The organism is Streptomyces sp. NPDC057877, from assembly GCF_042796855.1.
GTDB lineage: Bacteria > Actinomycetota > Actinomycetes > Streptomycetales > Streptomycetaceae > Streptomyces.
This window is the reverse complement of the sequence record NZ_JBHVMS010000015.1, coordinates 43,101-55,744: the sequence shown is the minus strand read 5'-3', so window position 1 is coordinate 55,744 and position 12,644 is coordinate 43,101. Positions and strand designations below refer to the sequence as shown.

9 protein-coding genes are annotated in these 12,644 nt (G+C 72.1%); 8 read left to right on the top strand and 1 reads right to left on the bottom strand.

Annotation, left to right across the window (positions count from 1 at the left end):
• Nucleotides 1-154 precede the first annotated feature (154 nt).
• On the bottom strand, nucleotides 155-2,872 hold the full coding sequence (gene acnA / locus ACFVQG_RS35755; protein ID WP_383391925.1) for an aconitate hydratase AcnA: 2,718 nt from the start codon (nucleotides 2,870-2,872) through the stop codon (nucleotides 155-157).
• 289 nt (nucleotides 2,873-3,161) lie between these two features.
• On the opposite strand from acnA, the gene ACFVQG_RS35750 reads away from it, so the two are divergent.
• The 8 genes from ACFVQG_RS35750 to ACFVQG_RS35715 all read left to right on the top strand — a co-directional run bounded on the left by ACFVQG_RS35750 (nucleotide 3,162) and on the right by ACFVQG_RS35715 (nucleotide 12,626).
• Nucleotides 3,162-3,359: a DUF4236 domain-containing protein gene (locus tag ACFVQG_RS35750; RefSeq protein WP_383391923.1), complete on the top strand. Its 198-nt coding sequence runs from the start codon at nucleotides 3,162-3,164 to the stop codon at nucleotides 3,357-3,359.
• Between the two features lie 64 nt (nucleotides 3,360-3,423).
• Complete coding sequence (locus ACFVQG_RS35745; RefSeq protein WP_383391921.1) at nucleotides 3,424-4,953, top strand: helix-turn-helix domain-containing protein; 1,530 nt, start codon at nucleotides 3,424-3,426, stop codon at nucleotides 4,951-4,953.
• A 224-nt stretch (nucleotides 4,954-5,177) separates the two neighbouring features.
• Nucleotides 5,178-6,074 carry an SDR family oxidoreductase gene (locus ACFVQG_RS35740; protein ID WP_383391918.1) on the top strand — a complete coding sequence of 299 codons (897 nt, stop codon included), beginning with the start codon at nucleotides 5,178-5,180 and terminating at the stop codon, nucleotides 6,072-6,074.
• A gap of 215 nt (nucleotides 6,075-6,289) precedes the next feature.
• Complete coding sequence (locus tag ACFVQG_RS35735) at nucleotides 6,290-7,786, top strand: cryptochrome/photolyase family protein (protein WP_383391916.1); 1,497 nt, start codon at nucleotides 6,290-6,292, stop codon at nucleotides 7,784-7,786.
• A 137-nt stretch (nucleotides 7,787-7,923) separates the two neighbouring features.
• The gene (locus ACFVQG_RS35730) at nucleotides 7,924-9,066 is read left to right on the top strand and encodes a polyprenyl synthetase family protein (protein WP_383391914.1); all 1,143 of its coding nucleotides are present in this window, start codon (nucleotides 7,924-7,926) and stop codon (nucleotides 9,064-9,066) included.
• Nucleotides 9,063-10,634, top strand: a complete 1,572-nt coding sequence (gene crtI / locus ACFVQG_RS35725; protein WP_383391911.1) for a phytoene desaturase family protein — start codon at nucleotides 9,063-9,065, stop codon at nucleotides 10,632-10,634. Before ACFVQG_RS35730 ends, crtI begins: the two co-directional genes overlap by 4 nt.
• Complete coding sequence (locus ACFVQG_RS35720) at nucleotides 10,621-11,616, top strand: phytoene/squalene synthase family protein (protein WP_383391908.1); 996 nt, start codon at nucleotides 10,621-10,623, stop codon at nucleotides 11,614-11,616. The genes crtI and ACFVQG_RS35720 overlap by 14 nt, the downstream gene beginning before the upstream one ends.
• Nucleotides 11,613-12,626 carry a DUF5914 domain-containing protein gene (locus ACFVQG_RS35715; RefSeq protein WP_383391905.1) on the top strand — a complete coding sequence of 338 codons (1,014 nt, stop codon included), beginning with the start codon at nucleotides 11,613-11,615 and terminating at the stop codon, nucleotides 12,624-12,626. Before ACFVQG_RS35720 ends, ACFVQG_RS35715 begins: the two co-directional genes overlap by 4 nt.
• The last annotated feature ends 18 nt before the right edge of the window (nucleotides 12,627-12,644 follow it).

The following is a 12,644-nucleotide window of genomic DNA, read 5'->3' as shown; positions in this document are numbered from 1 at the left end:
CGGAGAGGCACGACGGGTTCCGGTCCGCAGCACCAATGGGAGCGCTCCCACCCCTGGGAGGGGAAGGTAGCGGCGGGCGGGCCGGATGTAAACAGATACGGCGGGGGCCGCACCCCCGGATGCGGGGATGCGGCCCTGTGCGGGCGTGAGCCGCTTACTTGCGGATCAGGCTGCGCAGCACGTACTGCATGATGCCGCCGTTGCGGTAGTAGTCGGCCTCGCCGGGGGTGTCGATGCGGACGACCGCGTCGAACTCCACACCGGTGTCGGTGGTGACCTTGACCGTGCGCGGGGTGGTGCCGTCGTTCAGCTCGGTGACGCCGGAGATGGAGAAGGTCTCCTCGCCGGTCAGACCGAGGGCCTCGGCGGAGCCGCCCTCGGGGAACTGCAGCGGGAGCACGCCCATGCCGATCAGGTTGGAGCGGTGGATGCGCTCGTAGGACTCGGCGATGACGGCCTTGACGCCGAGCAGCGCGGTGCCCTTGGCGGCCCAGTCGCGGGACGAGCCGGAGCCGTACTCCTTGCCCGCGAGGACGACCAGCGGGATGCCCTGCTCGATGTAGTTGCGGGAGGCGTCGTAGATGAACGACACCGGCGCGTCGGGCTGGGTGAAGTCGCGGGTGTAGCCGCCCTCGGTGCCCGGCGCGATCTGGTTGCGCAGCCGGATGTTGGCGAACGTACCGCGGATCATGACCTCGTGGTTGCCGCGGCGGGAACCGTAGGAGTTGAAGTCGCGGCGCTCGACACCGTGCTCGGTGAGGTACTTGCCCGCCGGGGTGTCGGCCTTGATGGCACCGGCCGGGGAGATGTGGTCGGTGGTGACCGAGTCGCCGAGCTTGGCGAGCACCCGGGCGCCGGAGATGTCCTCGACCGGGGCCGGGTCCATCCGCATGCCCTCGAAGTACGGGGGCTTGCGGACGTACGTCGACTCCGGGTCCCACTCGAAGGTGTTGCCGGTGGGGATGGACAGCGCCTGCCACTGGGCGTCGCCCGCGAAGACGTCGCTGTAGGACTTGGCGAACATGTCCTCGCCGATGGCGCTCGCGACGACGTCGTTGACCTCGGCCTCGGTGGGCCAGATGTCCTCGAGGTGGACCGGGTTGCCGTCCTGGTCGATGCCGAGGGCGTCCTTGGTGATGTCCACCTTCATGGAGCCCGCGATGGCGTAGGCGACGACCAGCGGCGGGGACGCCAGGTAGTTCATCTTGACGTCGGGGTTGATCCGGCCCTCGAAGTTGCGGTTGCCGGAGAGCACCGAGGTGACCGCGAGGTCGTGGTCGTTGACGGCCTTGGAGACCTCCTCCGGCAGCGGGCCGGAGTTGCCGATGCAGGTGGTGCAGCCGTAGCCGACGAGGTTGAAGCCGACCTTGTCCAGGTACGGGGTGAGCCCGGCCTTGTCGAAGTAGTCGGTGACGACCTTCGAACCCGGGGCGAGGGTGGTCTTGACCCACGGCTTGCGGGTCAGGCCCTTCTCCACGGCCTTCTTCGCGACCAGCGCGGCGGCGACCATGACGTACGGGTTGGAGGTGTTGGTGCAGGAGGTGATGGCCGCGACCGTGACCGCGCCGTGGTCGATCTCGTACGACGAGCCGTCGGGGGCGGTGACGGTGACCGGGTTGGAGGGGGCGCCGTTCGGGGTGACGGCCGGGGCGTCGGAGGCCGGGAAGGACTCGACGCCCGCCTCGTCCACGCTGTCCACGTAGTTGCGGACGTCCTGCTTGAACTGCTCGGCGGCGTTCGCGAGGACGATCCGGTCCTGCGGACGCTTGGGACCGGCGATCGACGGGACGACCGTCGACAGGTCCAGCTCCAGCTTCTCGGAGAAGTCCGGCTCGGCCTGCGGGTCCAGCCAGAGGCCCTGCTCCTTGGCGTAGGTCTCCACGAGCGCGACCTGCTGCTCGGAGCGGCCGGTGAGCCGGAGGTAGTTCAGGGTCTCGTCGTCGATCGGGAAGATCGCGGCGGTGGAGCCGAACTCCGGCGACATGTTGCCGATGGTGGCGCGGTTGGCCAGCGAGGTGGCGGCCACGCCCTCGCCGTAGAACTCGACGAACTTGCCGACGACGCCGTGCTTGCGCAGCATCTCGGTGATGGTGAGCACCAGGTCGGTGGCGGTGGTGCCGGGCTTCAGCTCACCGGTGAGCTTGAAGCCGACGACGCGCGGGATGAGCATGGAGACCGGCTGGCCGAGCATCGCGGCCTCGGCCTCGATGCCGCCGACGCCCCAGCCGAGGACGCCGAGGCCGTTGACCATGGTGGTGTGCGAGTCGGTGCCCACGAGGGTGTCGGGGTACGCCTGGCCGTTGCGGACCATCACGGTGCGGGCCAGGTGCTCGATGTTCACCTGGTGGACGATGCCGGTGCCCGGCGGGACGACCTTGAAGTCGTCGAACGCGGTCTGGCCCCAGCGCAGGAACTGGTAGCGCTCCTTGTTGCGGCCGTACTCCAGGTCGACGTTCTGCTTGAAGGCGTCGTTGGTACCGAACTTGTCGGCGATGACGGAGTGGTCGATGACCATCTCGGCCGGGGAGAGCGGGTTGATCTTGTTGGGATCGCCGCCCAGCTCCTTCACGGCCTCACGCATGGTCGCGAGGTCCACGACACAGGGCACGCCGGTGAAGTCCTGCATGATCACACGGGCGGGCGTGAACTGGATCTCCTGCGAGGGCTGCGCCTGGGAGTCCCAGCCGCCGAGCGCGCGGATGTGGTCGGCGGTGATGTTCGCGCCGTCCTCGGTGCGGAGCAGGTTCTCCAGCAGGACCTTCAGGCTGTAGGGGAGCCGGGCCGAGCCCTCCACCTTGTCCAGGCGGAAGATCTCGTACGACTCGTCGCCCACCTTCAGCGTGCTGCGGGCGTCGAAGCTGTTCGCCGACACGACAGTCTCCTTCATTGATGTGCGCGTACCACCGCAATCCTGCCGCCACGCCGTCTTGGCCGATCCGTTAAGGTGAGGCTAAGTTAGGTAACCCTTACCAGGGCTGGCGGTGCGGTGCGCCTCGGCAGATATCTCGATGTCGAGATAACTCTAGTACATGGGGGCGGGATGGTCATGCCCGGCCCCGGTGTGGCGTGCGCCCCAACGGACGGCCGGTACGGCCATGACTCCTCCCCTTGGGGGTAACCGGACTGACAGTCAGCAGTCCGCAACCCGAAGGGAGGCAGGGATGCCCCTTACGTTCCGTAAGAGTTTTCGCATCCTTCCCGGAGTACGGCTGAACCTCAACAAGCGTTCGTGGTCCATCACCACCGGCGGCAGGACGGGCCCGCGCCACACCCGCAGCAGTACCGGACGTCGTACGACATCGATGGATTTGCCCGGACCTTTCGGATGGCGTCGTACGACGTCACGCAGGCGCCGTTGACGGTCCATCACCCGAATGGACCCCCCGGGAGGCGCGATCTCATATCTGAGATAGCCTCAACCGCATGGCAGACGACTACCTCGTACGCATCGGCAAGCTCATCCGCGACGCCCGGCAGCACCGCGGCTGGACGCAGGCGCAGCTCGCCGAGGCGCTCGGCACCAGCCAGAGCGCCGTGAACCGCATCGAGCGCGGCAACCAGAACATCAGCCTTGAGATGATCGCCCGAATCGGTGAAGCCCTGGACAGCGAAATCGTCTCGCTGGGCTACGCGGGCCCGATGCATCTGCGGGTGGTGGGCGGCCGTCGTCTCTCGGGGGCCATCGACGTCAAGACGAGCAAGAACGCGTGCGTGGCCCTGCTGTGCGCCTCACTGCTCAACCGGGGGCGCACGGTGCTGCGCCGGGTCGCCCGGATCGAGGAGGTCTACCGCCTGCTGGAGGTGCTCGGCTCCATCGGCGTACGCACCCGCTGGATCAACGAGGGCGTCGACCTGGAACTCATCCCCCCGGCGGAGTTCGACCTGGACTCCATCGACGCGGACGCCGCGGTACGCACCCGCTCCATCATCATGTTCCTCGGCCCGCTACTGCACCGCATGGACCGCTTCAAGCTGCCGTACGCCGGTGGCTGCGACCTCGGCACCCGGACCATCGAGCCGCACATGATCGCGCTGCGCCGGTTCGGCCTCGACATCGCCGCGACGGAGGGCCAGTACCACGCGGTCGTCGACCGCACGGTGCGCCCCGACCGCCCCATCGTCCTCACCGAACGCGGGGACACGGTCACCGAGAACGCGCTGCTCGCCGCCGCCCGGCACGACGGCGTCACGGTCATCCGCAACGCCTCCTCCAACTACATGGTCCAGGACCTGTGCTTCTTCCTGGAGGCGCTGGGGGTGCGGGTGGAGGGCATCGGCACCACCACCCTCACCGTCCACGGTGTCCCGAACATCGACGTCGACGTGGACTACTCCCCCTCCGAGGACCCGGTCGAGGCGATGAGCCTGGTCGCCGCCGCCGTCGTCACGGAGTCCGAGCTGACGGTCCGTCGGGTGCCGATCGAGTTCCTGGAGATCGAGCTGGCGGTCCTGGAGGAGATGGGCCTCGACCACGACCGCACCCCGGAGTACTTCGCCGACAACGGCCGCACCCGCCTGGTCGACCTGACGGTCCGCCCCTCCAAGCTGGAGGCGCCGATCGACAAGATCCACCCCATGCCCTTCCCCGGCCTGAACATCGACAACGTCCCGTTCTTCGCGGCGATCGCGGCCGTGGCCCAGGGCAAGACCCTCATCCACGACTGGGTCTACGACAACCGCGCCATCTACCTCACCGACCTCAACCGCCTCGGTGGCCGCCTCCAACTCCTGGACCCCCACCGCGTCCTCGTCGAGGGCCCCACCCGCTGGCGCGCCGCCGAGATGATGTGCCCGCCCGCGCTGCGGCCCGCGGTGGTGGTGCTGCTGGCGATGATGGCGGCGGAGGGGACGTCGGTGCTGCGGAACGTGTACGTCATCAATCGGGGGTACGAGGATCTGGCGGAGCGCTTGAACTCGATCGGGGCGCAGATCGAGATCTTCCGGGACATCTGAGGCCCTCCGGGACCAACGCCGCCGTATACCCCTCCTGACCCGTGCGCACGTGAGCCAGGAGGGGATCACCCGGGTGAACCCCGGGCGAACGATGGCCGGACGGTGCCGTCCCGGCGGTTCCGTGCCGGAGCGCTGCCGACCCGTCAGGAAGCGGCCGACATGCCCCCTGACCGTGAGGCGTCTAGCGTGGGCCGGGCAGGTGTCACCCCGGAAAGGAACCCCCCATGCCGGTCGACCGTACGCCCCTGCACGGTCGCGTCGCCGTCGTGACCGGGGCAGCCCGGGGCCTCGGGGCGGCGCTCGCGCGGGTCCTGGCCGAGCGAGGCGCGCGGGTGGCACTGCTGGGCCGGGAGGAGGGCACCCTGGCCCGGGTCAGGGACTCGCTGCCCACGGGGTCCGCCGCGTGCTGGGAGGCGGATGTCACCGACGACCGGCGTATGCACCGGGTCGGCGCCGAGATCCGTGCCCGTTTCGGTCCTGCCTCGGTGGTCATCGCCAACGCGGGGGTGGCGGAGGGCGGTCCGTTCGTCGAGTCGGATCCCGCCGTCTGGCGCCGCGTCGTCGAGGTGAACCTCATCGGCAGCGCGATCACCGCCCGCGCGTTCCTGCCCGACCTGATCGACACGCGCGGCTACCTCCTGCAAGTGGGGTCGCTCGCGTCGATAGGCGCGGCACCGATGATGAGTGCCTACTGCGCGTCGAAGGCGGGGGTGGAGTCGTTCGCCCCCGCGCTGCGCGCCGAGGTCGCGCACCGCGGGGTGGGCGTGGGGATCGCCTACATCAACTGGACGGACACCGACATGGTGCGCGACGCCGACGAGCACGCGGTGCTGCGGGAGTTGCGCGGGCACATGCCACCCCCGGCGCGCAAGGTGTTCCCGGCCGCGTACGTGGCGGGGCGGCTGGTCACGGCCGTCGAGCGGCGCCGGGCGGCCGTGTACGTTCCCCGTTGGCTGCGCTCGACCCAGCTCGTGCGGGCCGCGATGCCGCCCGTAGTGACCTGGCTGTCGCGGCGCGAACTGCCCCGGCTCGCGGCGGCGGAGCCGTTCTCGGCGACGGGACTGCTCGGCGTCGGCGGAGGGGCCGACCGGGCGGCGGGCCACGGCGGTCCGCCCGCCTGAGGCGGATCGGCGCCCGGCATCTCCTCGGCTTCATCGACTTCCTCGGCTTCCTCGACTTCATCGGCTTCATCGACTTCCTCGGCTTCCTCGACTTCATCGGCTTCATCGGCTTCATCGGCTTCCTCGTGGACGGCACCGGAACCGGTCATCGACCTCGCCGACGGGCTCGCGCGCTCCCCGCGCGCCCGCGGCCCTGACTGAGGAGGCACGCACTCGTGCACTGGATCTTCGGCGACCAGCTCGGCCCGCACTTCCTCACCCCGGACGAGGACGGCCCCGGACGCGACACGCCCCTGATCGTGATCGAGGCCCGCTCGGTGTTCCGACGGCGCCGGTTCCACCGGGCCAAGGCCCATCTCGTCCTGTCGGCGATGCGTCACCGCGCGGCCGAACTGGGCGACCGCGTCACCTACGTACGGGCGGAGACGTACCGCGACGGCCTCGACCGGGCGGCCCGCGGGCGCCCGGTCCGTGTCCACCACCCCACCTCGCACGCGGCCCTGCGCCTGGTGCGGGCCCTCCCGCGCGTGACGGTGGGCCCCGCGCGGGGGTTCCTCGTGCCGATGGCCGACTTCGCCGAGTGGGCGGACGGCCACGACGGGAAGCGGCTGCGGCAGGAGGACTTCTACCGCTGGGTCCGTCGCGGACACGACCTGCTCATGGACGGCGGTCAACCGGCGGGGGGCCAGTGGAACCTGGACCACGACAACCGGGAACCCCCGCCCCGCGACACCGCCTCCCTCGGGATCAGCCGCCCCTACCGGCCCCGTGAGGACCACATCGACGAAGAGGTCCGCCACGACCTCGACCGCTGGGAACGCGACGGGGACGTCTCCTTCGTCGGACGGGACGGGCCCCGGCTGTTCCCCGCGACCCGGACGGAGGCGCGACGGGCCCTGCGCCGCTTCGTCGAGCACCGGCTCGCCACCTTCGGACCGTACGAGGACGCGATGCTGGCCGCCGACCCGGTCATGAGCCACAGCCTGCTCTCCTCCTCGCTCAACCTCGGTCTCCTCGATCCCGCCGAATGCGTCGAGGAGGCGGAGAAGGCGTGGCGGCAGGGCAGGGCCCCGCTCAACAGCGTGGAGGGATTCGTCCGGCAGATCGCCGGATGGCGCGAGTACGTGTGGCAGCTGTACTGGTACTTCGGCGCGGACTACCGGCACTCCAACGCACTGCGGCACACCGCCCCGCTGCCCGACTGGTGGAACGACCTGGACGCGGACGCCGTCCGGGCCAACTGCCTGCGCACGGTCCTGGCCCAGGTGCGCGACACGGGATGGACGCACCACATCCCACGGCTGATGGTCCTCGGCAGCCACGCCCTCCAGCGGGGCTGGGACCCCGCCGCCGTCACGGACTGGTTCCACCGCTGCTTCGTCGACGGCTACGACTGGGTCATGCTCCCCAACGTCGTCGGCATGTCCCAGTACGCCGACGGCGGACGCATGACGACCAAGCCCTACACCTCGGGTGGCGCCTACGTCCACCGCATGAGCGACCTGTGCGGTCCCTGCGCCTACCGGCCGGGCGACCGCACCGGGGAGCGCGCGTGCCCGTACACCGCGGGCTACTGGGCCTTCCTCGACCGGCACCGGGAGCGGCTGGCCGACAACCGGCGCACCGCCCGGCCGGTGCGGCAGCTCGACCGGCTCACCGACCTCGCGGACGTCCGCGAGCAGGAACACGCGCGGGGTGACGCACCACCGTGAATCACCCCGCCGGTGGGCCGCTGAGGTGAAGTTCGTCCGACACCGGCGCACAACCGGGCAGGAATCAGCGCATCCGTACGCGGGCACGCAGCCGAAGCACTGCCGTGCGGATGACCGAGAGTGAGAAGGGGTTGTGCATGCCTGGACTGCCGCCGGTGGTGGCCCCACCGGCCGAACTCGTCGACGCCCCCCTCACCGCGTCCGACGCGGGGACGCCCGTCGGCGCCGTTCTCCAGCAGGTCCTCGACGAACGACTACGCCATTGCCGCGCCGTCGATCCCGTATTCGCCCAGGAGCTGGCCGACCGCCTGGCCGCGTTGGTCGGGCGGGGCGGCAAACGGCTGCGCGCGGCCTTCGCGCACTGCGGCTGGCGCGCCGCGGGCGGCTCCGGCGACGCCACCGCCGTACTGCGCACGGGAGCCGCCCTGGAACTGCTCCAGGCCTGCGCCCTCGTGCACGACGACGTGATGGACGGGTCCGTGCGGCGCAGGGGCGCCCCCGCCCTGCACGTCGAACTCGCCCGCGCGCACCAGGCCGCGGGCATGCACGGCGGCGCGGAGGCGTTCGGGACGTCGGCCGCCGTGCTCGCCGGTGACCTGGCGCTGGCCTGGGCGGACGACCTGCTGACGGAGACGGCACTCGGTACGCCGCACGGCCGGTGTCTGCACGAGGAGTGGCGGGCGATGCGCACCGAGATGGTCGCCGGGCAGTACCGCGACCTGCGCGCCGAGGCCACCCGTTCGTCGAGTGCCGACGAGGCGCTGGCCGTCGCCACCCTCAAGAGCGCCCTGTACACCGTCGCCCGGCCCCTCGCGCTGGGTGCTTCGCTGGCCGGGGCCGACGCGAGCGTGCTGGACACGCTGCGGGCGGCCGGACGGTGCGCCGGGCTGGCCTTCCAGCTGCGGGACGACCTGCTCGGCGCCTTCGGCGACCCGGAGCGGACCGGCAAGCCAGCCGACGACGACCTGCGCTCCCGCAAGCTCACCTACCTGCTCTCCGTCGCCCTCCAGCTCTCCGACGCCGCCGACGACCGCCAGGCCGCCGCGGGACTGGCCCCGGACGCGCACCCACGGTCCGGGCACGCCGTGCGGCGGGCGCGGGCGGCGCTGGAACGCACCGGCGCCCGGGACCTCGTGGAGGCGAAGATCGAGGAGCTGACGGACCTGAGCCTCGGCCACTTCGAACGCACCGGCGCCCACCCGGCCGTACGCCAGGAGTTCGCCTCACTGGTGCACCGCGCCACCGGCGTGGCCCCGCGCCGTGCCGAGGAGGTCGCGTGAGAAGGGTGCCGGGACCGACCGACCACGTCGTCGTGGTGGGTGCCGGACTGTCCGGACTCGCCTGCGCGCTGCACCTGCTGGGCGCGGGCCGCCGGGTCACCCTCGTCGAGCGGGACGCCGGTCCCGGCGGCCGGGCCGGGCGCCTGGGGCTGGGCGGGTACCAGGTGGACACCGGGCCCACGGTCCTGACCATGCCGCACCTGGCCGACGAGGCGTTCGCGGCGGTCGGGGACAGCCTGCGCCGCCGCGTCGAGCTGACGGCTCTGCGTCCGGCGTACCGGGCGTGCTTCGCGGACGGTTCCTCGCTCGACGTGCACACCGACGGCGAGGCGATGGAGGCGGAGGTACGGCGCTTCGCCGGACCGGCCGAGGCGGCCGGATACCGGGATCTGCGGCGCTGGCTGGAGCGCCTGTACGCGGCGCAGATGCGCCGCTTCATCGACACCAACTTCGACTCGCCCTTCCAGCTGCTGCACCCGGATCTGGCCCGGCTGGCGGCGCTGGGCGGGTTCGGGCGGCTGGACGGCCGGATCGGCCGCTTCCTGTCCGACGACCGCCTGCGCCGCGTCTTCTCCTTCCAGGCCCTGTACGCCGGTGTGGCCCCGGCCCGCGCCCTGGCGGCCTACGCGGTGATCGCGTACATGGACACCGTGGCCGGTGTCTGGTTCCCCAGGGGCGGCATGCACGCGCTCCCCCGCGCCATGGCCGACGCTGCGGCGGAAGCCGGCGCCGACCTGCGCTGGGCGGCCGAGGTGAGCGGCCTGGAGCGGTCGGCGGGCCGGGTGCGAGCCGTCCGGCTGGCCTCCGGGGAGCGCGTCTCCTGCGACGCGGTGGTACTGACCTGTGAACTGCCTGCCGCCTACCGGCTGCTGGGCCGGGCGCCCCGGCGGCCCGCCCGGCTGCGCCACGCACCGTCCGCCGTGATCCTGCACGCGGGCACCGACCGCACCTGGCCGCAGCTCGCCCACCACACCCTCTCCTTCGGGGCCGCGTGGGAGCGCACCTTCGACGAGCTGACCCGCACGGGCGAGCTGATGAGCGACCCGTCCCTGCTGATCACCCGACCCACCACGCACGATCCCGCCCTGGCACCGCCGGGACGCCACCTCCACTACGTCCTCGCCCCCTGCCCGAACACGGCCGTCGGCCCCGCGGCCGACGCCTGGCGCGACCTCGGTCCGCGCTACCGCGACCGCCTGGTCACCGAACTGGAGCGCCGGGGCCTGACCGGGTTCGCGGACAGCGTCCAGGAAGAACTCCTGGTGACCCCGCTCGACTGGGCGCGGCAGGGCCATGGCGCTGGCAGTCCCTTCTCGGTCTCCCACACGTTCGCCCAGACCGGGCCGTTCCGCCCGCGCAATCTCGTACGGGAGGTGGAGAACGTGGTGCTCGCGGGATGCGGGACCACCCCCGGGGTCGGCGTGCCGACCGTGCTCATCAGCGGCAAGCTCGCCGCCGCGCGTGTCACCGGCGGCACCGGCTCCCGGCCCGCACGCGCACCCCGGCCCCCGGCCGCGAGCGGTCCCTCCCCCGTCCCCGCCCCGGCAGGTGCCGATGACCCGTCGTGAACTCGACGCGGCCGGGATCACCGATCCCGCGCTCCGCGCCGCCTACGCCCGGTGCCGACGGCTCAACGCCCGCCACGGCAAGACGTACTTCCTGGCCACCCGTCTGCTACCGCTCGAACGCCGCTCGGCCGTGCACGCGCTGTACGGCTTCGCCCGCTGGGCCGACGACATCGTGGACGACCTCGACCGGCACCGCGGGCCCGAGGAGCGCGACCGGCTGCTGCGCCGTCTGGAGAGCGACCTCGCGAGCGGGCTGCGCTGCGGTGGCGGCGACGAACTGGTGGTCCGGGCCCTCGCCGACACCGCCGACCGGTACGCCATCGAGCACGGTCTCTTCGCCGACTTCCTGGCCTCGATGCGTGCCGACCTGACCGTGACGGACTATCCGACCTACGCCGACCTGCGGAAGTACGTGCACGGTTCGGCCGCGGTGATCGGTCTGCAGATGCTGCCGGTCCTCGGCACCGTCACGCCGAGGCAGGAGGCGGCACCGCACGCGGCGGCGCTCGGTGTGGCGTTCCAGCTCACCAACTTCCTGCGGGACGTGGGCGAGGACCTCGACCGGGGCCGCGTCTACCTGCCCGGCGATCTGCTCGCCTCGCACGGTGTGGACAGACCGCTGCTGGAGTGGAGTCGGCGTACCGGGCGCACCGATCCGCGGATCCGCGCGGCCCTGGTCGCCGCGGAAGCCATGACGCGCGAGGTGTACCGGACGGCGGAGCCGGGCATCGCCATGCTCGATCCGCGGGTGCGGCCGTGCATCCGCACCGCGTTCACCCTGTACGGCGGGATCCTCGACGCGATCGCGGAGCAGGACTACGCCGTCCTGCACCGTCGTGCGGTCGTGTCGCGTCGGCGTCGCGCGGCCACCGCCGCAGCCGGTGTGCTGCGCGTGGCCGCTGCCCGGTGGCAGGCCCGCGCCCCGCGTGGAGCGGCCACGGCGGGTGGTCCGGCAGCCGAACGGAAGGAACCGGTGCGGTGAGTGAGCGAACGGGCGGGAGGCGCTGGACCCCGCCGCTGCGGCTCAGGCGTCCCGGCCCGGACTGGGCGGCGCAGCCACCGACGTGGCGCCAGGCACGACCGGCACTCATCGCCGAGGCGCTCAAGCGGGCGTCCACCCGTCCGTCCGGCAACTGGTTCGTGGTCGGCGCCTCACGGGACATCCGCGCGGCGGACCGCCCCTACGGCAGGACGGTCGCCGGTGTGGAGGTCGTGCTGTGGCGCTCGGCGACCGGTGACCTGCGCGCGGGTCAGGGGATCTGCCCGCACCTGGGCGCTCCCCTGCGCGAGAGCCGGGTGGCGGCGTGCGGCACGCTGGTGTGCCACTGGCACGGCCTCGCCCTGGACGGCTCCCCCACCGCCGGCTGGCAGCCGTTCCCGGCGCACGACGACGGCGTACTCGTCTGGGTACGGCTGGACGACGTGGGCGGCGAGGAGCCCGCCGACCGTCCTGTGGTGCCCCCGCGGCCCGCGGCGGGCAGCGGGGTGGACGCGGTGTACACGGCGGTGGGGCGGTGCGAACCGCAGGATGTGGTGGCCAACCGGCTCGACCCGTGGCACGGCTCCTGGTTCCACCCGTACTCGTTCGTCGACCTGACGGTGGCGGAGGAGCCGCGGGGCGAGGAGGACGACGCCTTCGTCGTCGATGTCTCCTTCCGGGTGGCCGGGCGCCTGGTGGTCCCGGTGCGGGCCGAGTTCACCGCACCGGAGCCGCGCACGGTGGTCATGCGGATCACCGACGGGGAGGGCGCCACGTCCGTGGTGGAGACCCACGCGACTCCGCTGACCGGAGCGGGGCACGCCCGGCCGCGCACCGCCGTGGTGGAGGCGACGATCGCCGCCTCGGACCGGCCCGGCTTCGCCCTCGCGCGGGCCGCCGCCCCCGTGCTGCGCCCGCTGATACGGCGTACGGCCGGGCGCCTGTGGCGCGATGACCTGGCCTACGCCGAACGCCGTTGGGCGCTGCGCAGCACCGGGCGGTTCCCCGGCTGACCGTACGACGGCCGGGCG

Bases quoted from the DNA above. Each gene is read 5' to 3' on its own strand.
- ACFVQG_RS35740 (WP_383391918.1), top strand. From the start codon at position 5,178: ATGCCGGTCGACCGTACGCCCCTGCACGGTCGCGTCGCCGTCGTGACC.
- ACFVQG_RS35750 (WP_383391923.1), top strand. From the start codon at position 3,162: ATGCCCCTTACGTTCCGTAAGAGTTTTCGCATCCTTCCCGGAGTACGG.
- ACFVQG_RS35720 (WP_383391908.1), top strand. From the start codon at position 10,621: ATGACCCGTCGTGAACTCGACGCGGCCGGGATCACCGATCCCGCGCTC.
- ACFVQG_RS35730 (WP_383391914.1), top strand. From the start codon at position 7,924: ATGCCTGGACTGCCGCCGGTGGTGGCCCCACCGGCCGAACTCGTCGAC.
- ACFVQG_RS35745 (WP_383391921.1), top strand. From the start codon at position 3,424: ATGGCAGACGACTACCTCGTACGCATCGGCAAGCTCATCCGCGACGCC.